This window comes from Embleya sp. NPDC059237 (assembly GCF_042754105.1).
Lineage (GTDB): Bacteria > Actinomycetota > Actinomycetes > Streptomycetales > Streptomycetaceae > Embleya.
The window spans coordinates 26929-48186 of sequence record NZ_JBHZAE010000021.1 but is presented as its reverse complement, the minus strand read 5'-3'; the positions used below and the strand labels follow the sequence as shown (position 1 = coordinate 48186).

At 69.2% G+C, this 21258-nt stretch carries 20 protein-coding genes; 14 read left to right on the top strand and 6 right to left on the bottom strand.

The genetic code is table 11. The annotated features are described in order from the left end of the window. Window positions 1-55: 55 nt before the first annotated feature. Window positions 56-622, bottom strand: coding sequence for a dihydrofolate reductase family protein (locus ACFXKZ_RS43175; RefSeq protein WP_380010547.1), 567 nt, complete (start codon window positions 620-622; stop codon window positions 56-58). Window positions 623-1669: 1047 nt separating this feature from the next. On the opposite strand from ACFXKZ_RS43175, the gene ACFXKZ_RS43170 reads away from it, so the two are divergent. Next, window positions 1670-2995, top strand: coding sequence for a M14 family metallopeptidase (locus ACFXKZ_RS43170; protein WP_380010544.1), 1326 nt, complete (start codon window positions 1670-1672; stop codon window positions 2993-2995). Between the two features lie 171 nt (window positions 2996-3166). Here the strand turns inward: ACFXKZ_RS43170 and ACFXKZ_RS43165 are convergent, their stop codons facing one another. Together ACFXKZ_RS43165 and ACFXKZ_RS43160 are read right to left on the bottom strand one after the other, a co-directional pair. Next, complete coding sequence (locus tag ACFXKZ_RS43165; RefSeq protein ID WP_380010541.1) at window positions 3167-3790, bottom strand: hypothetical protein; 624 nt, start codon at window positions 3788-3790, stop codon at window positions 3167-3169. A 117-nt stretch (window positions 3791-3907) separates the two neighbouring features. Further along, on the bottom strand, window positions 3908-4771 hold the full coding sequence (locus tag ACFXKZ_RS43160) for a helix-turn-helix domain-containing protein (protein WP_380010538.1): 864 nt from the start codon (window positions 4769-4771) through the stop codon (window positions 3908-3910). Window positions 4772-5130: 359 nt separating this feature from the next. Here ACFXKZ_RS43160 and ACFXKZ_RS43155 point away from each other — a divergent pair, with 359 nt between their 5' ends. From ACFXKZ_RS43155 to ACFXKZ_RS43135, 5 genes are all read left to right on the top strand, one after another. Next, window positions 5131-6426, top strand: a complete 1296-nt coding sequence (locus ACFXKZ_RS43155) for an aromatic ring-hydroxylating dioxygenase subunit alpha (RefSeq protein WP_380010535.1) — start codon at window positions 5131-5133, stop codon at window positions 6424-6426. Further along, complete coding sequence (locus ACFXKZ_RS43150) at window positions 6419-6955, top strand: aromatic-ring-hydroxylating dioxygenase subunit beta (RefSeq protein WP_380010532.1); 537 nt, start codon at window positions 6419-6421, stop codon at window positions 6953-6955. Before ACFXKZ_RS43155 ends, ACFXKZ_RS43150 begins: the two co-directional genes overlap by 8 nt. 21 nt (window positions 6956-6976) lie before the next feature. Continuing rightward, window positions 6977-7852, top strand: a complete 876-nt coding sequence (locus ACFXKZ_RS43145; RefSeq protein WP_380010529.1) for a VOC family protein — start codon at window positions 6977-6979, stop codon at window positions 7850-7852. A 56-nt stretch (window positions 7853-7908) separates the two neighbouring features. Then, entirely contained in the window at window positions 7909-8775 is an 867-nt protein-coding gene (locus ACFXKZ_RS43140) for an alpha/beta fold hydrolase (protein ID WP_380010526.1), read from the top strand. A 149-nt stretch (window positions 8776-8924) separates the two neighbouring features. Next, window positions 8925-9860, top strand: a complete 936-nt coding sequence (locus tag ACFXKZ_RS43135; protein ID WP_380010523.1) for a PDR/VanB family oxidoreductase — start codon at window positions 8925-8927, stop codon at window positions 9858-9860. Window positions 9861-10339: 479 nt separating this feature from the next. Here the strand turns inward: ACFXKZ_RS43135 and ACFXKZ_RS43130 are convergent, their stop codons facing one another. Further along, complete coding sequence (locus ACFXKZ_RS43130; RefSeq protein ID WP_380010520.1) at window positions 10340-10516, bottom strand: hypothetical protein; 177 nt, start codon at window positions 10514-10516, stop codon at window positions 10340-10342. Between the two features lie 149 nt (window positions 10517-10665). Here ACFXKZ_RS43130 and ACFXKZ_RS43125 point away from each other — a divergent pair, with 149 nt between their 5' ends. The 7 genes from ACFXKZ_RS43125 to ACFXKZ_RS43095 all read left to right on the top strand — a co-directional run bounded on the left by ACFXKZ_RS43125 (window position 10666) and on the right by ACFXKZ_RS43095 (window position 17723). Further along, the gene (locus ACFXKZ_RS43125; RefSeq protein WP_380010517.1) at window positions 10666-10857 is read left to right on the top strand and encodes a hypothetical protein; all 192 of its coding nucleotides are present in this window, start codon (window positions 10666-10668) and stop codon (window positions 10855-10857) included. An 847-nt stretch (window positions 10858-11704) separates the two neighbouring features. Further along, a complete protein-coding gene (locus tag ACFXKZ_RS43120; RefSeq protein WP_380010514.1) occupies window positions 11705-12961 on the top strand; it encodes an ROK family transcriptional regulator in 1257 nt (418 codons plus the stop codon). A 224-nt stretch (window positions 12962-13185) separates the two neighbouring features. Further along, complete coding sequence (locus ACFXKZ_RS43115) at window positions 13186-13428, top strand: lasso RiPP family leader peptide-containing protein (protein WP_380010511.1); 243 nt, start codon at window positions 13186-13188, stop codon at window positions 13426-13428. Continuing rightward, entirely contained in the window at window positions 13425-15383 is a 1959-nt protein-coding gene (locus tag ACFXKZ_RS43110) for an asparagine synthase-related protein (RefSeq protein ID WP_380010508.1), read from the top strand. The genes ACFXKZ_RS43115 and ACFXKZ_RS43110 overlap by 4 nt, the downstream gene beginning before the upstream one ends. Then, window positions 15380-16255: a lasso peptide biosynthesis B2 protein gene (locus ACFXKZ_RS43105; protein WP_380010505.1), complete on the top strand. Its 876-nt coding sequence runs from the start codon at window positions 15380-15382 to the stop codon at window positions 16253-16255. The genes ACFXKZ_RS43110 and ACFXKZ_RS43105 overlap by 4 nt, the downstream gene beginning before the upstream one ends. A 238-nt stretch (window positions 16256-16493) precedes the next feature. After that, window positions 16494-16664: a hypothetical protein gene (locus ACFXKZ_RS43100; protein WP_380010502.1), complete on the top strand. Its 171-nt coding sequence runs from the start codon at window positions 16494-16496 to the stop codon at window positions 16662-16664. Window positions 16665-16997: 333 nt separating this feature from the next. Further along, entirely contained in the window at window positions 16998-17723 is a 726-nt protein-coding gene (locus ACFXKZ_RS43095) for a DUF981 domain-containing protein (protein ID WP_380010499.1), read from the top strand. Window positions 17724-17924: 201 nt separating this feature from the next. On the opposite strand, the gene ACFXKZ_RS43090 is transcribed toward ACFXKZ_RS43095, so the two are convergent. Next, on the bottom strand, window positions 17925-18683 hold the full coding sequence (locus ACFXKZ_RS43090) for a DUF2637 domain-containing protein (RefSeq protein ID WP_380010496.1): 759 nt from the start codon (window positions 18681-18683) through the stop codon (window positions 17925-17927). Between the two features lie 1571 nt (window positions 18684-20254). Between ACFXKZ_RS43090 and ACFXKZ_RS43085 the strand changes: the two genes are divergently transcribed. Continuing rightward, entirely contained in the window at window positions 20255-20740 is a 486-nt protein-coding gene (locus ACFXKZ_RS43085) for a hypothetical protein (protein WP_380010493.1), read from the top strand. Between the two features lie 171 nt (window positions 20741-20911). On the opposite strand, the gene ACFXKZ_RS43080 is transcribed toward ACFXKZ_RS43085, so the two are convergent. Continuing rightward, window positions 20912-21142, bottom strand: a complete 231-nt coding sequence (locus tag ACFXKZ_RS43080) for a hypothetical protein (protein ID WP_380010491.1) — start codon at window positions 21140-21142, stop codon at window positions 20912-20914. Window positions 21143-21258: the final 116 nt, after the last annotated feature.

Below are 21258 nucleotides of genomic sequence, written 5' to 3'. Positions count from 1 at the left end.
GCCCGTTTCGCTCGCCGTCTGCATCGTGACAAGACAAGCGTGTGGGGCGTGCTGCTCAGCGCCTCGTCTCGTACCTGGTCAAAATCACGCCGTCGGGTAGCGTTCGCGTCTCCACCAGCTTCAGGTTCACCCAGCTGTCCAGCGCGGTGAAGAACGGCGTGCCGCCGCCCACCAGGATCGGATGGGCGGCGATCACGTACTCGTCGATCAGCCCGGCCCGCATGGCCGCCCCGGCGAGCGTTGCGCCGCCGATGGTCATCGGGCCGCCGTCCTCGGCCCTGAGCCGGGTGATCTCGGCGATCGCGTCGCCGGTGACCAGGCGGGTGTTCCAGTCGACCTTTTGGATCGTCGAGGAGAACACCACCTTCGGCGTGTCCCGCCAGTTCCGCGCGAACTCGATCTCCGCCGGGGTGGCGCCCGGCTGCTGGTCGCCGGTCGGCCAGTAGGAGCTCATCGTCTCCCACAGCTTGCGCCCGTACAGCGACAGGTCACTCGCCTGCTCGTGGTCGAGCCACCACTGGAACAACTCGTCGCTCGGCGGTCCGCTCCAGCCGATGTCGTTCCCGGCCGCGGCGATGTAGCCGTCCAGGGTCAGGTTCATGCCGTAGATCAGTTTTCGCACGGCGCAGCCTTCCGTTCGTGGGTGTCCGGGGCGTGGACGGGCGCGGCGCGGGAAACTCATCGGTACGCGATCCGGACTCGCAGGTAGCCCTCGTGCCCGAGACCAGCGTGGTGCACCCGGCCGATTCGGGCAAACCGCCCGACCTCGCCTCTGCCCGGCCAGGTGCGGATCGCCATTGCTGCCACCGGCCCGCAAAGGCGCGGGGGCCGACGGTGCCGTTGCGGGTCCGGGTCCTCCCTCGGCCGCTAAAAGCGGTGGCTCTGTCTCCCGGTCGAGCGCGCAGCGCACGGCTTGGCGGCCTCATTCGGTGATGCGGAGTCCACAGTGCGTGCCGGACACGCGTTCGGCCGGTGGGAAACGGACACGTGGTTTCGCCGTGTGGCGGGTGCGCCGTGGGGGCGCGCGTGCGGTGTGGCGGTGGCGGTGCGTGACGTCGGGCGGCGTCGGCCTCGACATCCCCGCAGGGCACGGCACGCGGGATGGATTCGGATGGCCGGTCCGCATCCGCTTTGCCACCGCTGAGTAAGCGGGGCCGCCTGCGCAGGCGCCGGTGATCTCGGTCGCGGGTTCGGCTCGATTTATGGCTGTCCGGGTGTCGCGTATCGGACACAATGCGACGTGACCGCCTGACGGTCGATCTCGCAGCACACCCTGTCCGGCTTCCGCCGCCCGCGTCGGGCGACGAGTCCGGAACTCCGCCACAGCAACGACGGCTTCCCGCGTCGATCGGGTCCTCGACTTTCGAAACGCGTTCGTGAGGGATCGGGGCCGGGCGCGGGAAGCGGTTTCCCGTACAGCGCGCGTTCGTCCCCTCCGACCTTCGGTCGCGCGTTCGTGTTCGGCTTCCGGCCGTGTCGCCGGCAGCCGATGTCACCGGGTCCTCGTCCCCACGTCGATTCGGCTGTGCCCTCGGGCCGTGACGCCCCACCGGTGTTCGGAGACGCACTCTCGGCTGCCGCCCGGCCCCCGTCGAAGCGGCGGCCGTCCGCACGCGAGGAAACCCCCTCCGGTGTCGGGGAATGCCGACGCCGCCCTCAGGAGGCATGCGTGAAGAGAACACGAACACGGACATCGAACGGCAGGAGAAGGCGTCTGTCGGCACTGGCCGGCGCGCTCGCCGGCGCGGTCGTGCTGTTGAGCGCCACCTCGAACACGGCTGTAGGGCAAGGTAGTTCGAGCACGGACAAGGTCGAGTCCGGGACCGAATACCAGGTCGTCGGAGTGCGCACGGCAGAGCAGCGCACCGCCATCGCCGGCACCGGCGCCTCGATCGACGGCGTCGACGACAGTCGACTCGTGATCACCGCGACGCCGTCCGAGGTCCGCCGGATCAGGGCACTCGGATTCCGCGTCGACTCGTCGTCGACGCGCGCGCCGGAGCAGGACGCGCACGCGTTCGACTTCCCGCCGTCCGATTCGAATTACCACAACTACGCCGAGATGGTCACCGAGCTGGACAAGGCCGTCGCGAACCATCCGGACATCATCACCAAACAGGTGATCGGCCGCAGCTATCAGGGGCGCGACCTGTATGTCCTGAAGATCTCCGACAACCCCACCGTGGACGAGAACGAGCCGGAAGTGCTCTTCACCGCCCACCAGCACGCCCGTGAGCACCTGACCGTCGAGATGGCGCTCTACCTGGTCAAGATGCTCAGCGAAGGCTACGCGAACGACGCCCGGATCAAGTCGCTCGTGGACAGTCGCGAGATCTGGATCATGCCCGACGTCAACCCCGACGGCGGCGAGTTCGACATCGCCACCGGCGCGTACCGCAGTTGGCGCAAGAACCGTCAGCCCAACGCCGGTTCGAGCAACGTCGGCACGGACCTGAACCGGAACTGGAACTACAAGTTCGGCTGCTGCAACGGTTCCTCGCCCGTCCCGTCGAGTGAGACCTATCGAGGTCCGCGAGCCGAGTCGTCGCCCGAGGTCAAGGCGATGGCCGACTGGGTGCGCGGACGCAGGATCGGCGGCAAGCAGCAGATCACGGCCGCGATCGACTTCCACACCTACAGCGAACTGGTGCTGTGGCCGTTCGGCTGGACCTACACGAACGTCGTACCGGGCATGTCGCTCGACGAGTACAACACGTTCGCCACGATCGGTCAGGCGATGGCCGCGACCAACGGCTACACACCCGAGCAGTCGTCCGACCTCTACATCACGGACGGCACGATCGACGACTGGCTCTGGGGTGACCAGCGAATATACGCCTACACGTTCGAGATGTACCCCCGTTCCGGCGGGGGCGGTTTCTATCCGCCCGACGAGGTGATCCCGCGCGAGACCACGCGGAACAAGAGCGCGGTGCTGCACCTGCTCGACTACGCCGACTGCCCGCCGCGCGCCATCGGCAAGCCGTGCAGCTAGCGCGCTCGGGTACGTCGTCGACTCGATGACGCGCTACGTCGCCCGAAGTCCGGAGCGCCGCCGAACGCCCCAACGGACCCGGACTCCGGGCGACTTTCGCCGACACCGCACAACCGGGCGCCCGGACGCCGACGGATTCGTCCGGTGGTCGTCGAACGCCTGCGCCGTCGGTCACGGAATTCGCGGCACTATTCGCGGCCCCGGGAAGGCGCCTGTACGAGCGCCGGGTCGTTGGACATTCGGAGTTTGTGTGGTGGGTTGTGGGGCGAAGGTCCACGCGGGATGTTGCGCGCGGAGGAATGCGAGGTGGCCGGTCCAGGCGGCGTCGGGCAGGGGCGAGGGGCCGTGGATCGCGATGTCCCCGGTGGTGTCGATGTCGAATCCCCAGGCGAAGCCAGCGAGCGGGACGACGTGGCGTTCGATCGTCTCGGTGATCGGGGTCCAGGCCAGGAAGGTGTGGGCGAGCCAGGACATCGGCGCGCGATCGAGCCTGGCGGGGGAGTCGAACAGGGTCGGGGCCAGTCCGAAGTAACAGTAGGGCGAACGGGAATCGGGGAAGAGCACGAACGGGTCCATCCCGAACACCGCGCCGCCCGCCGCGCCGTCGGTGGAGCGCACGAGTTGAACCCAGCCGAGCATGCCGTCGTAGCCGCGACCGGGGTAGGCGACGCGGGCGGTCAGACACGGGAAGTCCCTGGCCTCGGCGGTCTGTCCGATCGCGGCGGGATCGTCGACCCGCTCGACGATCGCCTCCACCGAACCGGCTCGCCCCTCGCGCACGAACGACAGGATCATGCCCCCAACCTGACAGGTCCCGTCGGCCGTCCACAAGGCCGGACGGGTGTGGCCGAGCCGCGGTCGCATCGCTCCAAGGCGACGCCGACCGACGACGACTCGGTTCAGGTCGACGACCTACACGCGCGGGGGTGCCCCGAAGCCGTCGGCCACCACGGCGGCGAGCCTTTGTGCGAGGAGCGAATCGGCTTCCACCACGTGGATGAACAGGCTCAGACCCGGGTCGTGTGTGACGTCGAGGCGCTCGTAGGGGAGCTTGAGGTCGCCGATGGCCGGAGGGTTCACATGCACGTCGCCCGAGCGATGGTGGCTGATGTTGTGATCGTCCCAGCGAGACCTGAACTCCGAGCTGCGCACGTTGAGATCGAGGATGAGCTCGGAGAGTTCGCGATCGTCGGGATGACGTGTGGCGTACCACCGGAGCGCTCCCACGGTTTCGTCGGCGACACGCTCCCATCGGCACTCGAAGGCTCGACCGGCCGGGTTGAGGAAGATGAAGCGCGCCCGGTTGCCCCTGTCTTCGGGGTTGGTGAACAGCGGCGCGTAGATCGCGCGCGCTTCGCGGTTCCCGGCAAGGAAGTCCATGCGGTAGTTGCTGATCCACGCCGGCAGCGGACTGAGCGCGTCGGTGATCACCTGTAGCGCCGGGCGTACGGCATCGCCGTGGTGATCCTGAGCCCTGGCGGCCGTCGGACTCTTCGCCAGGGAGTGCGCGAGGTCGCGGAGGTGCGTGGCCTCGAGATCGTTGAGGTCGAGGGCGCGCGCGATGGCGCTCAGTACGGCCTCGGAGACACGCACTTTCCGGCCGCGTTCGAGGCGGGCGTAGTACTCGACGCTGATGCCGGCGAGCGCGGCCACCTCTTCCCGTCGGAGGCCGGGTACTCGCCGCCCGATGCCGGGCGCACCGCCGAAGCTTGTCGGATTCACGCGAGCACGGCGGGAGCGGAGGAAACCTCCCAGGTCACTGTCTTCAGGTGCCATGGTCCGAAACTGTACGCCCGGGATGCCCTGACGCGTACTGCCAGTACGCGTCACTCGGACCGCGTAACGACCGGCTCTGCCGCGCGGCGGCCAATTCCCTCCACACTGAAGCCACCCGGTTACCGGTGATTCCGGTGCGGCGATCGAATCCATCCCGGATTCTCGGCGCAAGAAAACAGCACCGTCTTCGCCGAGCGAGATCTCGAAGTGAGCACACATGACATCAACCGCAGAAATTCTCGGGCACAGCGTGAATTGTTCGGCGCACATCGTGCGCGGCGGTTCGGACACGTCGACCCGCTCCGGGCGGACCTCGTGAACGACGACCCGATGCGAGCGTCTCGAAGGGAGACAAACCCATGACCGCGCAGGCGGAACGTCCGACGCCATCGCTCGACGAGCACACGCGTACCTCGCCCATGCTGGTGCCCCGGAGGAACTACACCGATCCCGGCCTCTACGAAGAGGAGCGGGTGAAGATCTTCCGGCGTACCTGGCAGCTCATCTGCCATACCTCCGAGCTTCCCGAGGCGGGCAGCTACCGGACGGCCAGGATCGCCGGAGAACCGGTCGCGGTGTGGCGCGGCACCGATGGGGTCATTCGCGGTTTCCACAACGCGTGCACCCACCGCGGCGTCGAGGTACTCCTCGGCGCCAAGGGCACGTGCCCGGGTTCGGTGAAGTGCATGTATCACGCCTGGGCATTCAGCGACAAAGGCGACCTCATCGGGGTGCCGTTCCCACGGGCCTATGGCGAGGGCCTGGACAAATCCGAGTACGGCCTGACACCCGTCAAGGTCGCGGAGTTCGCCGGACTCGTATTCGCCGCCATCGACCCGGCCGTCGAGAACTTCGAGGACTACCTGGGCGAGGCGGCGCGTTACCTCCGGGAATTCATGGCCGATACCGAGGTCATCGGCCGCGCCCGATGGGACTACCCGGGAAATTGGAAGCTTTGGACCGACAACTTCCGGGACAACTATCACCCGCAGTTCCTGCACCGCATGATCGCCGACGGCCGCGGCGGCATGCAGCCCGGCAGGAATTACGAGCTGGCCAGCGGCCACTCGATGCTGACGTTCCCGGCGTATGGCGGCTTCAACATCGAGAAGTACGCCGCCGGTCTCTCCGCCGAGCTGGGTGAGAACCTCACGCTCACGGTCGAGGACTCCGCCAGTCGCGGCCATACCGCCCAGGAACAGGAAGCCCGACTCGCGGCGTGGGAGCGGGACGTCCGGCACGGCAACACGATCTTCGCGGTCTTCCCGAACTTCGACCTCCAGTACGACGCGGACGGCAGCAGCATCTTCCTTGAGGTCGCGACTCCCCTCGGTCTGGACAGCACGATCGTGGAGCTCATCATCCTGGGCAAGGTCGGTGAGTCGGCGGCGGAGCGCAAGCGCCGCTTGGAGACCGGCGCCGATTCCCAGGGCTCCTGGGGCAAGATCACCGCCGACGACCTCGAGGCGGCGGTACGCGCGCAGAGCGGACTGCGGGGCACCAGCCTGGCGACCTCCCACATGGGCCGCGGTCTCAAGCCGGGTAAGGTCGGCGACAAGTTCGACGAATACTCGCTGCGGTGCTTCCACAAGCTCTGGAATTCCTACATCAACGAAGAGCCCATCGTGTTGGAGAAGGGGTTCGTTCATGAGTGAGCAGCAGGTATTCGAGCATGAGGTCGTGCAGGCGCGGACGGCGCCGACCAGTGGCACCCGCACCTACGACCCGGCCCTGATGGAGCGGGTGCGCGCCTTCTACGCCGACTGGGCGGCGTGCCTGGACGAGGACCGCTACCGCGACTGGCTGGGGCTCTTCCACCAGAACGCCGAGTACTCCGTGACGGATCGGGACAACGCCGACACGGGCCTGTACCTGACGAAGGAGCGAGGGATCGTCGCGCTCCAGGTCCGTGCGGCCTACCTCTCCGGATACTGGCGCATGCAGCGCAAGCCCCGAGTGCATCTGATCGGCAACCCGCGCGTCTTCGTCGAGAGCGACGGCACTCTCCACGTGAAGGCGAGTGTGGTGTTGGTTCGCACCGGCCTCGACGGACACTCCCGGGTCCACGCCGCCGGCACGTACGACGACCTCCTGGCCGCGAAGGGCGAGGGCTTCGAGATTCTCCGCCATGCGGTGGTGCTCGACGCCGACGTGCAGCCCTATGACATGACCGACATCGTCTGATCGTTGGATAGGGGACCCGTCATGAAACAGGACCGCCATATTCGCGCGCTCGGTTACGTCGGATTCACCAGCGCCCGAGTCGAGGACTGGCGAACATTCGGCACCGGCGTTCTCGGACTCCAGGACGTATCCGCGGCCGACTCGGCGGAGACGGAACTGCGCCTGCGCATGGACGAGCGCTCGTGGCGGATCGCCGTCGAGGCCGGCGCCGGAGAGGGGCTCGCGTACCTCGGCTGGGAGACCGCGTCACCCGACGCCCTCGCGGCGCTGGTCGACCATCTCGCGGCGCACGGCTTCGACGTGATCGAGGAGACGCCGCAGTCGGCTCGGCATCGTGGGGTCACGGAGCTTTACAGCAGCCACGATCCGGACGGCAACCGACTGGAGTTCTACTGGGGCCCGAGCGCCGATCCGGATCCGTTCCACTCACCCGCGGGAGTGGAGTTCGTCGCCGGCGCGCTCGGGGTGGGCCACATCGTGCTCCGCACCGTCGAGTTCGATGCCTGCAACGAGTTCTACCGCAACATCCTCGGATTCGGGCTCAGTGACTACGTGATCATGCCGCCGCGGCTGATCAACTTCCTGCACGTCAACGAGCGCCATCACAGTCTCGCCCTGATCCAGGGTGACCCCGCGGCGCCCTCGGTCAGTCATCTGATGCTGGAGCCGACGCACGTCGACATGGTCGGCCGCGCGATGGATCGCGTCTACGCCTCGGGTGCCAAGCCCTTGGTCGGACTCGGTCGGCACGTCAACGACCGGATGATTTCTTGCTACCTCCAGACGCCGTCCGGCTTCAGGCTCGAATACGGCGCCGGCGGTCTGCTGATCGACCCCGCGACGCACGTCTCCACCAACCACACGGGCGACAAGGTGTGGGGACACCAGAGTCACTGACCGACTCGGCGGCGGGTCGATCGTCGAATTCTCGCAGTAACAAGGGAGGCGGACCGATGTCCGTGAACAGCATGTGGAACGACCTGGTCGGTGCCTCGATCGGGTACCGGGGCAGGGAGTTCAAGACCCGTGTCATCGAAGCTGGCGAGGGGGAGCCGCTCATCCTCATGCACGGGAACGGCGGCCACGCCGAGGCGTACAGCCGCAACATCATGCGGCTGAGCAAGCATTTCCACGTCATCGCCATCGACCTGCTGTGGCACGGCTTCTCCTCGGGCCGACCCTTCACCACCGAGATGGTGCCGACCTACACCGACCAGGTCGTCGATCTGATGGACTCGATCGGCGCCGACACCGCCCACCTCGAAGGCGAGTCCCTGGGCGGCTGGGTGAGCATGTGGATGGCACTGCACCACCCCGACCGCGTCGGAAGGATCATCCTCAACACGACCGCCGGCGCCGAGGTCGAGGACGGGCCCGTCACGCCGGAGCGACTCGCGGCCGGCGACGCCCTCAGGGAGCGCTCGCTCGCCGCGATCGGCGACCCGACCCGCGAGACGGTCCGCAAACGGCTCGAGTGGCTGATGGCCGAGCCGGACCGCGTCACCGAGGAACTCGTCACGCTGCGGCAGTTCTTCTACCAGCGCCCCGAGACGCGCCAGAGCCTTACCGACGTCATGCGAAACAGCTTCCGGTCCGACTCTCCACACCGCGTCACCCCGCAGATGCTCGGCCGGATCCGACAGCCGACCCTGGTGCTCTGGAGCGACCACAACCCGGGCACCGGACCGGAGTTCGGCCGCAAGCTCGCATCGCTCATCCCCGATGCGCAGTACTCCTGCATCGCGGACGCCGGCCACTGGCCGCAGTGGGAGAAGCCCGAGGAGCACGACGCGGTCGTCACCGAGTTCCTCCGCGCCTGACCACCGCATCCGACCACCGACCGGCTCCCCTCGGCGGTTGCCTTTCCGGCGGGTTCGCGCGCGGGGCTGTATCACGCACCGCGTTCGTGTCGACGGCGGCTCGATCCCATCGGTGTGGCCTTCCGAGCAGGGAAGCGAAGGAAAAAATCATGCAGTTGTTGGTGAGACAGATCCGATGGGAGGCTGCGGGGGTCGTCTCCCTCATCCTGGTGGATCCGATCGGGCAGGACCTGCCCGGATGGGAACCCGGGGCCCACATCGACCTGACGGTCGGCGACGGCTCGGTCCGGCAGTATTCGCTGTGCGGTGACCCGGAGGATCGGAAGTCCTATCGCATCGGCGTCCTGCGGGAGGTCGACGGCCGGGGCGGTTCCCGGTTCATCCACGACCGGTTGCGCGTCGGCGCACTGATCGAGGTGGCGGGTCCTCGCAACCACTTCCCGTTCGACCCGCCTTCCGGCACCCGCATCCGCTTCGTGGCCGGCGGCATCGGTATCACCCCGCTGATACCGATGATTCGGGCCGCGGAGTCCCGGGGACTGGACTGGAAGCTCACCTACGGCGGCCGCAGTCGGGCCTCGATGGCGTTCCTCGACGAGCTCGACTCCTTGCGGGTGCATGTGCATCCCGCGGACGAGGCCGGCCCGATCGACCTCGACACGGCACTCGGTGACCCCTGCCAGGACACCGCGGTCTACACCTGTGGCCCGAGCCGGCTCCTCGACGCCGTCGAGGAGCGGGCCTCCTCCTGGCCGCGGGGCGCGCTGCACCTGGAGCGCTTCTCGGCCCCGCCCGCCGCCGTGCCCGCGGCCGGCGACGTACCGTTCGAGGTCGTGGCCAAGCGCAGCGGTATCACGGTGATCGTGCCCGCCGACGGGACCATCCTCAAGACACTCGAAGACGCCGGCGTGAGCACGCAGAGCTCCTGCTCCGAAGGGATATGCGGGGCTTGCGAGACGCTCGTGGTGGACGGCAAGCCCGATCACCGCGATCACGTTCTCACGGAAGAGGAGAAGGAAGGCGGCGAGTACATCATGATTTGCGTCTCGCGCGCCTGCACCGAGCGCATCGTCCTCGACATCTGAGTTCGCGTGCGGCGCCGGCGATGTTGATCAGGCCCATGTCCCTGGCGGACGGAGACGGATCGCGGCGGGTCCTCGTCACGGGCGTGACGAGGACCCGCCTGCCATGCGCGGGCTCCGGCCGGCCGGACCTGCCGCAGAACGTGTGCTTCACGAGGGGAATATCCGGAGAACGAACGCGGCCACTGCGCCCGGTGGTTCGCTCGGGCCCGGCGCGCGGTCCCACCAGCCGCAGGGGCGGGCCCGGGGCGGCGGCAACCTGCCCGACGGCTGCGCCCGTCCGGCCGGAGCGAAGTCGGCAGAGCAGCCCTCGGGCCGGAGGGATCCGTAGTAGCGTTCCAGCCGAGGGCCACGCTCGGTCGCCGAGTACTCACCACGGCGGCCGTCGGCGGGGCCCGTCGGCTTGAACGGTTGCCTCGGTCAGGCGTGTTGGGGGACACATGGCGACGACGTCGCGTTTCACGGCAGCGAAGGCCCGTCCGTTACCCGTGCTCGTCCTGGCGGATGTCAGCGGCAGCATGAACGAACCCGCGGACAAGATCAACGTACTCAACGATTGTGTTCGGCGCATGCTCGACGACTTCGGGAAAGCCGACGTCGGGCGCGGTGCCATCCACGTCGGCGTGATCGCCTTCAGCGGAGCCGGCGCGTACCTGCACCAGGAACTCGTGCCGGCGACCCAGGCGGCCTGGACGGACATGGACGCCCGGCACTCGATCGACTGCTCATCGACGAGATCGTCGCGCTCGACGCTCTGTGCGTCCCCGACGGGGACGACCTGGCGGCCTGGTACCTGCGCACCGGCGGTTTGGACCGACGACTGCGCCTGTTGGCCCGACTCGCGGATGCCCTCGGCCGACTCCACGCTCGCGCCATCGTCTACCAGGATCTGTCCCCGTCGAATGTCCCGGTCTCCGCGGATCCCCGGCAGGAGGAGATCCGGCTGATCGACGTGGACAACCTCGGGACCGCGAACTGCACCCCACCAACCTTCTCGTGAGCGACGCCTCCTATCGCAGGGTCGCGGAACTGTGGCGAGCGTGCACCAAGGCCGAGACGCCCAGGATCGATGCCGGGGAGAACGAACGCCGGTAGCGCGAGACCCGGGCGGCCTTCGAGCGTTTCACCGGCCTGCTGTTGTTGTCGGCGTGCACGATCTTCCGGGCGACTCCCGACCGCGACCAGCCCGCTCCCGCACCCGCGTCATACCGACGATGACCGACCTATGCTCGGCTCCCGACGCGGCTTCGGTCGGCGGGGCGCTCGTCGACCTGCGCCGCGAGCATGTGTCCGCACAGGAGGAGAGCGGGATGGCCCTGGTGGTCTACCCCGGTGCACTCGACACGCGTCGAGACGCGGTCCCCGCCGTCGCGAGCCCGGTATGTTCGCCGCCTTGTGCTCCTCCTGCGGCACACGATGGGAACTGCGTCGTTGTCCCGCCTGCGCCGAGACCTTTCCGGTGTTGTCTCCCGACGGGCACATCGTCACCGGCGGCTCGGAATCCGACCTCGATCGCCACCTGGGCGGCGCGTTCCTGGCCATGCCCTGCCGGGCGCGGGGCCGCTCGGGTGCCGCGTTGTGCCCCGCGTGCGGCAACTGCGGCCGGGCGACCCGCGACGCTTCCTGCCCCCGCGCATGCCACGAACCCGGCATCGCGCCGGCCGTCGGGTATGACTCGTGACACATTGCCTGCCGAGTGGCGGCGTTCATTCCGAGGGGTTCGACGATTCGGTCCGAAGGCCCGCCGGATACGAAATGAAGTATTAGCCTGAGTTTCGGGTGCAAGCTCCTTTACTGTGAACGATCGCCGACGCGCTCGCTCGTTCGCCGACCCACCGGGGGAATTCGTGGCCGATCTCCGTACCCTGCTCAGGGCGGGCGATGCCGGCAATCGCCGCCGCGTCCTGCAGGCCCTGATGATCCGCGGCGGGAACCAGACCGACGTGGCGAAGTACGCCGGCATCGCGGCGGCGACGGCGGGCAACATCCTCAACGCCCTCGAGGGTGAGCGGGTGGTGCGGCGCCAAGCGTCCGGACGCGAGCAGCAGGTGAGCCTGCAACCGCTGACCGGCGTCGCGGTGGGCATCGAACTCGGCTTCCAACGCACGTCGGTGGTGGCCCGGCGCGTCGACAGCCCGCACCTGGCGCCGGTCGGCAGACAGGACGACGTGGGCGCCAGGCACGGTGTCCAGGCCTGGTCGAACGCGGTGTTCGCGGCGGTGACCGGACTCGCGGAGGAACTGGGCGAATCACTCGACGACATGGCGACGGTCGGGCTGGCCGTCCCGGGCGCGGTCGATCCGCGCTCCGGGCTGCTGACCCCTCCGGTGTTCCCGCTGTGGCGCGATCAGCCGGAGCCGCGCGCCGAGTTGGAGCGGCTGCTGCGCGACAAGGCACGTCCCGGCACACTGCGCGGCGAGTTGCGCGTGGTCATGGACAACGACGGCACGCTGGGCGCGCTCGCGGAGAGCGTGCACTGCCACCCCGACGCGGAGATTCTGCTGTGGATCAAGGGATCGACCGGCGTGGGCGGCGGGTTGGTCGTCGGCGGCCAGGTGATCCGCGGCGGCAGTGGCTCGGCGGCGGAGATCGGGCACATCGTCGTCGATCCGGACGGCGATTACTGCCAGTGCGGCGGACGCGGCTGTCTGGAAACCCTGATCGGGGCGAACACGCTGATCCGCAACGTGCGTTCGGGCCTCGGGCAACTGCCCGTCGCCGCGCAGCCGACCGACCTCTACCAGATCGCCGACAAGGCCCGCGCCGGCAACCAGGTGTGCCTGCGGGTCCTGCGCGAGGCGGCGTTCCACCTCGGCCTCGTCCTCGGCAACGTCTGCAACGTACTCAACCCGAGTCTCGTCCTGCTCGGTGGGGCGCTGGGCTCCGCGCACGACCTGATCCTGGCGGATTGCCGGACCGCGATCGACCGCACCGCGCTCGCCGCGGTCCGCCTCGACGCCTCCCGTCCCGAACTGGTGGGCCCCGGCGATCCGGAGGCGAAACACCCGCGCTTCCGCCTGGAGCCGAGCCGGCTCCCCGACGCCATCGCCCGCGGTGCGCTCATCCTGGGCATTCAGGGCGCGGGTTTCGCCGAAAACCGTTGATAGTGCGGCGGATTACGTTTCAGGATGGGCGTTGTCGCCCGTCCGTGGTGTTCGATTCATTCATTCCGGAAGGTTCCCGTCGGGGTCCGACACCCCTGATTTCCGGGTCTTGTCGAGGCGGGGTCGAAAGTCGACCACCGCTTGTATGGTGGAGAAAACGTTTCGTGGCCGCCGCGGTGACGAGTCGAAGGCAGGGGAGTATGCGCAGGGTTGGCGACGCTCGCATGCCGGAATCACCGGAGGCTTCCTCCGCACCCGAGGCGCCGGAAGCGCCGGAAGCACCCGGATCCCCCGAGGACGTGGTGTCCGCCGACCCCGTGACGTCCGCCGAAACACCGGCCTTCGGCGACCCCCGAGCCGGTGCGTACCGGCCCCCGATGGTCGTCGCCGTCGGCTCGGTGCGCCGGGCCACCAAGGGCAGTGCCGCGAGCGGCAAGGCGGACGCGAATTCGCAGTTCTACTGGTGAACCCGTCCTCCGCGACGGCACCCGGCCGCGCGCGGCTCGCCGAGGTCGCCGTGGCCCCCGGGTTCGTCGTCGCGATCCGGGAGCAACCTGCACGCTCGCCGGCCGAACCCTCCGCCGACCCCGCGTCGTTGGGCCTGCCCGGTGACCCCGTGTGGTCGGCGTTGCCGGGGCTGCGCGTGTACGGGGCATGGCGGCCGGGGCAGGTGCGCTCGGCGGTGTACCGCGACGTGCGCATGGTGGTACTGGGTCACTGCCTGGCGTCCGACGACCGGCTGGCGCGCGAGCTTCGCGACATGATCGAACACGAGGGGATCCGGGCCGAAGGGATCGAAGGTAGCGAGGGCCGTATGGGTCGCGGGCTCGACCTGCCGGGCGCGTACGTGTGCATCGTGGCCACCCGTGACAGCGTGCGCATCCGATCCGATCTGGCCGGACAGTACCCGGTGTTCGTCTCGCGCGCGGACGGATGGGCGGTCGCCGCGTCGCACGCGCGCCTGCTCGCTCGGCTGCACCGCCGCGAGCCCGACGCCGTCACCGCCGCCGCGCGGATCGCCTGCGCGCACGTGCCTCCACTGTGGGCGGACCGATCACCGTTCCACGACATCGCGCGCGTGGCGGGCGGCGCGGTTCTTCGACTACGGCCCGGCATGCCGCCCGTGGTGCGCCGCACCGAGACCCTCTTCGGCATCGACCCCCTCGCGCGCGGCGCGCACACGCTGCACGATGCGCTGACCGCGGCCGTGGCCGCCCGCAGTGCCGCCGGCGCCGTGGCAAGCGACTTCAGCGGCGGACTCGACTCGACGACGCTGGCGTTCCTGGCGGCACGCTTCGGGCAGGGGCCGGTGGCGGCGGTGACATACCACCACCCGGACGCCCCGGCGGGCGACCTGGCCCACGCCCGGCGGTTCGCCCGTCTCGACGCCCGGCTGCGTCACATCGTGGTCGAAGGCCGCCACGACACACTGCCGTTCGACCTGGACGCCGCCCGGAAACAAGGGACGCACACGGCACCCATCGGGCGGGCCGACGACGACGAACCGGTGCCGGGGATGCTCGCCCGTGGTCGGTCACTGCTGCGCCTGGCCGCCGTCGGCCCGCCGGCCTGCCATCTGACCGGGGAGGGCGGAGACGCCGTTCTGGGTGCGCCCCCCGCGTATCTGGCCCATGTCGCGAGCCGCGGGCATGCGCGTACCTTCGCCCGGCACTGCCTGGCGCAGGCCCGGCGCCACGACGCCTCCGCCGCGGCGTTGGCCGCGCAGGCGCTGCGTACGGCCAGGACACCGGGCGCCGAAGCCCTCGTACACCTCGCCGCGGCGCTGCGGTCGGGGACGATCGCCGAAGGCCCCACCTCGTGGATCGACGGCGTGACGTGGTGGCCGCCGGTCGGCGAGGCGGTGTCCTGGCTGACACCGGCGACGCGTCGCGCGCTCGCGGACCGCGCGGAGCGGGCGGCGTGCGATGGTACCCACCACCTCGACGGCGTCGCGGCGGCCGTGCACGTCGCCGGCGCCGCCGAATTGCGGCATTCCGCGGACGCGCAACGGCACCTGCGGGAACTCGGCCACCGGCACGGCGTCGACGTGCACGCGCCGTTCCTGGACGACCGGGTGGTGCGGGCGTGTCTCGCGGTCACGCCGGGGGAGCGCGTCGACCCCGCGGGCGGCAAGCCGTTGCTCGCGGCGGCGTTGCGCGGCACGGTTCCGCCCGCCGTGCTCGACCGCCGGTCGAAGGGCGACTACACCCGCGAGGAATACCTGGGCGCGCGGCGGGCCGAGCCGTGGTTACGGGCCTTGTGGGCGGATTCGGCCCTGGCGGACGCAGGCATCGTCGAACCGGCGGCGGTGCTGCGGAGCCTGGCACGGTTCACCGCGGGCGTCGCGGTACCGCTCGGCGCGTTCCGGCAACTCGTGGCCACGGAAGTGTGGTTGCGTGCCCGGCGGGAGGAACGATCGTGAGGATTCCCGCGCACGTGCGCCACGAGACGATGCCCGACGGCGGCGTGGTCGTGCTCGACTGCGCCGACGGCCAGTGGTACGTGTTCAACTCCGGCGCCCGGGACTTCTGGCAGTGCTGGGCGTCCGGACGAAGCCTCGCGCAAAGCGTCGCGGCCGTCGCGGACCGGCACCCGGACCTGCCGCGCGAGCGGATCACCGCGGACGGCACCGCGCTGCTACGCCAGTTGACCGCGCTCGGCCTGGTGGAGGCGGAAGGCGAGGGGCGGTTCGGGTCGCGGTCGACCACCCGGGGGTGGGCCGCCCGGTTCGGGTTCGGCGAAGCCCCCTCGCGGGTGGCGAACCCCTTGCGGAGCGAGGGGGCCGGCGCCGATCCGGGCGCCGTTTCGGACGCTGTTCCGGGCGCCGTTTCGGACGCCGGGACCCGCGCACGGCCGATGGCCCGACGGCGCGTGATGTCCCGTCGACACCCGGCAGGCCCACGACGCCCGGCCCTCGCCCCACCGGTGGCCCTGCTGGGCGCCGCGCTCGCCGTGCGGCTGCCCTTCGCCGTCGTACACCGCGCGGTGCGCGCGACCCGGGGCCGATGGGCCTCGGCCCCGGAGGACCCGCGTCGGGCCGACGAATACCTCGCGGCCCTGCGCCACACCGCGCGCCGGTTTCCGGGGCGCGCCGCATGCCTGGAGATCTCGCTGGCCGCCGTCCTGCTGTCCGCCGCACACCGGCGCCGCCTGGACTGGTGCCTGGGCGCAGCACCCGATCCGTTCCGATTCCACGCATGGGTCGCGTGCGACGGCGCCGCGGTCGCCGCCTCGCTCTCCGCGCCGGAGGAGGACGGCGAGCCGCCGCTCTACCACGCGGTCCTGACCGTCTGAACGTCCTTTGATCGCCGCACGGTTCGGATTGGCCGTTCCGCGGGCCAAAGACGCCGTCGACCATCGAATCCGCAGTCCCGCCGAATTCCACCCACCGCGTCCGACCATGTGAAATCCGAAGTCGCTCGGCACGATTTCTCGTGCCCGATCATGCCTACCTCGTACCCGAACGCCGTCCCTACGCTCGCCACACAGGTCGGTACAGCACCGGTTCGCGTACTCGGAGGAGCGAGGACACATGAGCGAGAACAAGCGTGGGCGAGGCCGACGCAAGCCCTGGATCACGATCGCCGTCGAAGCCGATTTCACCATCGGCAGGCGCCAGATCATCCGCGCCGCGAAGATCCTCTGCGGCCTGCTGGTCGCCACCCTGCCCATCCTGCTGCGCGGCCTGGGCCTACTGCCCTGAACCACGCCCCCACCCGTCCGGGCGTCCCTCATCCCAGGCAACATGCGGACGGATCGCCACACGGCGCCCGTCGAGGCCCATCCCCGTCGCGTCGACAGTTGATCGAACGGCAGGGCGAGGGCTGAGACGGTCGAACTCACCGTCCTCCACGACGGATTCGAGCCCGATGGCACCCTCCCGGACATGATCGGCGACACCCCGCCCACCGAGCCCGCCGGCCGACCGACACGCTCCACCCGGTCGGTCGGCCCGTCGGATCGCAATCGGGTGAATACCGGCGTCGGCTGTCGAGGGATCGAGTGAGTGACGCTATTTGGTGACTATTGTCCAAATATGAGACAAGATGCATACAATCTCGTGGCCTCCGGTTTGAAGATCGACTGGAACCGGATGCCGACCTACAACACGATCATGTCCGTGGCGGCCGGAGCCGGGCTGCTGCTCGTGGTCGCGCTGGGTTGGCAACTCCTCTCACCCGGGCGCCGGATCGTCCCGGAGGCGTGGGCGCTTGCCTTCGGGGCCCTGGCGTTCGTCCTGATCACGACCGGCCTGCACATGACCCTCACCTGGCCGCTGGCCGGTCAGGGATTCCCGTTCGACAACATCGTGTTCGGCGAGCCGTCGCTCGGCTTCGGCGTACTGCTCGCCTGCGCGTCGCTGTACCTCTGGAAACGAGGAGCCGTCCTGGCCGAGGATCCGGACCGGCTGATCCGCACGGCGGGACTGGCGTCGCCCATCTCGGTCTTCGTGTTCGGCATGGGCCTCGCCTGCTTCGGGATCGCGGCGGCGGGCTGGAAGTACACGCTGTTCGCCGCGCCCCCCGAGGAGCCGATCTCGGGCGAGTTCGCGGATCACCCGATGCTGGAGGCGAGCTTCATCTCCAGCCTGTACGTCCTGGTCGGCATCGGCGCGATCCTGTTCCCGCTCGCTCTGCTCCGCCCGAGGGGCTGGCCGGTACGCGTGGTCGGAGTGGCCTGGACCCTGTCCGGACTGGCCTTCCTGTTCTTCGGCGGGCTGAACTACTTCACCCACATCGGCCTGATCGTCAACACGATGTGACACCCCGGCGGCCCGGGAGCGCCCGGAGGTCGTCCAGGGCTTCGAGGATCCCGTCGCGCGTGTTGCCCGGTCGGGGCCGGCCGGGCAACACGCCGAACTCCCGGCGCCGGCCCGTCGATTGCCGGGTGGCGGTCGGTCGCGCGGTTCGAACGCGCGGTTCGAATCCGGTGAAGCGCCGAGTGGTGGTCGCCACGCGGTGGGTCACAGGGGGATGTGGCGCCGTGGGCTTCGGTTGGTCCGCCGAGGTGGTCGGGTGAGGGTGATTTGGCGCACGAGTTGATGCAGGCACGCGGTTATGGCGATGGCGGGGAGGGCGGCGACGACGATGCCGTGGACGTTCTTGGGTGCGTCGGCGATGGCGAGTGCCATCGACAGTCCGGCGAAGGTGACGGACACGATCCAGGAGTGCGCCGCTCTGTGGTGGTGGAGGCTGGAGCGAAGGATGGACAGGCAGGCCACGATCCAGGGGCCGTGGACGAGGACCGGCCACCAGCGGGCCGCCAGGCCGTGCTCGGTGGCGGCGGCGTGGCGCAGTGGTTCCAAGGTGACGGCCGCGCCGAGGAGGCTGATCGTGGCGACCAGGACGACGATGGCCGCGACCATGGTGTAGCTCAGCCGATCGAGTACCGGTGCGCCGGTGACCGTTTGCCGGGCGGCCTTGGGGGTTGTCGGGGTGCGGCGTCGGTGGGCGGCGGGAGCGCTGTCCCGGCGTGTGGAAGGTCTGTCGGGAAGCCCGTCGGTGATGGTTTTGGGGGTCCCTGGAGCGGGCTGTTGCAGAAGCCGGGCGAGTTCCTTCTCGAATCGCCACTCCTGCGTCGTCTCGGACGAGAAGGGTGGGTCGGGTGGCACGCCCGTGTCGAAGGCCGACCACGCGTCGGGGCGAAGGGGCGGGGTGGCGCCGTCGTGCGAGGTCGGGATGATGGGCGAAGAGGGCAGGTCGTGTCCGATGCCGTCGTACATGTGCCTCGTTCGTTGCTGTGTGCGGTGAGGGCCCGTGCCCGCGACGACTTCGGGGCGTCACGGCCGAAGGTGGACCACGATGTCGTCGAGGCGGCGCGCGAACGTGGCTGCGGTCAAAGCCATGGACAGGGCGAATTGCTCCATGTCGGCGGAGCAGTGCCGAAGTCGAATGCATTCTCCGCCACGCTTGAGGTGCGCGTGTGGCGACCAGCTGAGGAATGTGGCCGCGCGAGGGACCAGTACCCAGTCCCCCAATTGATAGCAGCGCCTGGCGATTGTGAAGGGGGGTGTGAGCGCGGCGGATTCATGAAGGGTCACATTCGATGAAACGACGCTCACCCTCGGAGCGGATGTGCGCCGTCAGAGTGAAATATCTCCGGTACCGCTACGTTTTCGGATGTTGCCCTTTGCATGCATGCGGCCACGAGAGGTGTCTCCCATCAGGGAACGGCGTTCCGTTCGAACGGTGTTGTCGGGGCGGAGAGTCGGCCCCGATGCGGTGAATCGCGAGGAGGGTGTGATGCTGCGTCGAATCCGCTTCCGCCGGATCCGACATTCCGTCGGCTCGCGAATCGCGGCCGTCGCGGTGATACGCACGCCACAGGCACGCCTGCGCGCGACCCCGGGAGTTCCCGGTGACATGGCCGGCCGCAGCCCGGAGTGTGAGGTCGGCGAGCCTTCGCGGCGTCACGGACGACGGTTGCGCTCGTGCGAGACCGCACACGTTCCGTCCTCGACGGTGTGCTCTCCACGCAAAGATGAGTCGCCCTACATCCGCCCGGTGGATATCGCCTCGACGGCACGCGCATGGGAGGCGGCGCATGGCGACGTCGCGAGTCGGCTTCCGCTCGCGGTCCCATGTCCCCGGCCCGTGCCCGGTGAATTCCGGGTGGTCCTGTCCCCCTTTCGGATTTCCTCGATCGCGAATCCTTCGGACGTCGGTGATCGTTCGTGACGGTTCGTCGGTGTCCCGCGTATACAACTGCGGGATTTCGACTCGGTAGCTTGGTGCCTGCCCGAGAGCAGGGTCGGTCGGCGACGCCGGTACACGGTGGTGACCGCCGCCGCGGAGCATGCTACTGGGAATGTCCTCTCGACAGCATAAGGCTCGTTATGTTTCACGCTTCTGGCGTATTGCACCCGGCGGGAGCGGCCCCGCTGTCGACATGTTCGTCTCGTAGGGACTCACCAATTCGGTCACCCACAAGGTGGTACAGGCGGATGGATGGCAACCGCCCGTTCGGCAAGAATGCACGAACTCGCCCAACGCGCACGCACGAATGGATTCTCGACGGTGGGCGGGGGCGACGATGGCGCGGACAGCGGCGATCTTTTCGCCGGTGTCGCACGCGACGGATCCGACGACTTGGTCACCGTGCCTCGTCGATGGGCCGGTCGCGGTGAACCCGACCCGAGGCTCGCGAAGAGTGCGGGAACGGGCGTGACCGTGAGCAGGCGTTCCAGCCGGCTTCGACACGGTGACGGTGACAGGACGATGATGCGGATGACGGTGCCCCGCCGGGTGACGATGGCTGCGGTCCACCAAGGCAGGTGGGGGAAAGGAACGCCGGATGCGATATGTCGATCTCGACGCGACGTCGCAGGGACTCGGCGGGGTCATCAGCCCGACCGACTACCTGGAACGACTCCCCTCGTTCGTCGAGGCCCTACCGGCCGGAGCCCGTGCGTTCGCGACGGACGCTGAGCACTACGACTTCCACGGCAGACGATGCGTAAAAGACCTGAGCCTCGAACTCGTGCGACGCTGCGACCCGAGCGGCGGGGAAGGCACCGAGGTCGAACTCCGCTTCCGGCACAACTGCTGGAAGCACGACGAGGACCTGATCATTCGCTATACGGGTGTCTCCGCCTTCGAAGTGGACGCTCCCACCGGCCGCGAGTGGACGAACCTCGAAACCGTGATCCTGGACGAGATCCTGCCGCACGCACACGGGTGCACCCACGAGATCGCATTCCGTCCGGGCACGCTCACCGTGACCTGCAGCGACCTGACGGCCACGTGGGTGGACACCCATTGCCCGGACAAGACGCCGTAGGACCACGACCACGCGATGGTGACTCGGTCGAGGCCGGTGACCGGCGGACGGTCGACGGTGTCAGGGGTGGTGGGCCGCCCACGTACTCCGTCGGGAACAGGGCGGCGAGTGCCCGCCATTCAGGGTGTACATGTGTCCCGGTGAGCCGGCGGCGGCGGTCGTGGGCCGACGCTATTGGCCGCCGAGCCATAGGTCGGGGCCGAAGACCTCGTAGTGGATGTCGGCCGCGGGGACGCCGCGTTCGATGACACGCGCCGTGTGCTCGGCGCGCACCTGCCGGGCGATCTTGACCTCGCGGGCGAACCGACGCCGATTCACCGCGCCCACCTCGCCGTCGGCGAGCAGCGTCTTGATCGCGACGAGACCGCCGTCGGTGCCGGGACCGAGATGAATCCGGCCCATCCCGCCCGAGGCGATCCGGCCGAGCAGCCGCTAGGGCCCGATCCACGTCGGATCGTCGTCGTGCAACGGCTCGATGCCCGGTCCGGACATGCCCGCCCCTCCCCCCGGATGAACAG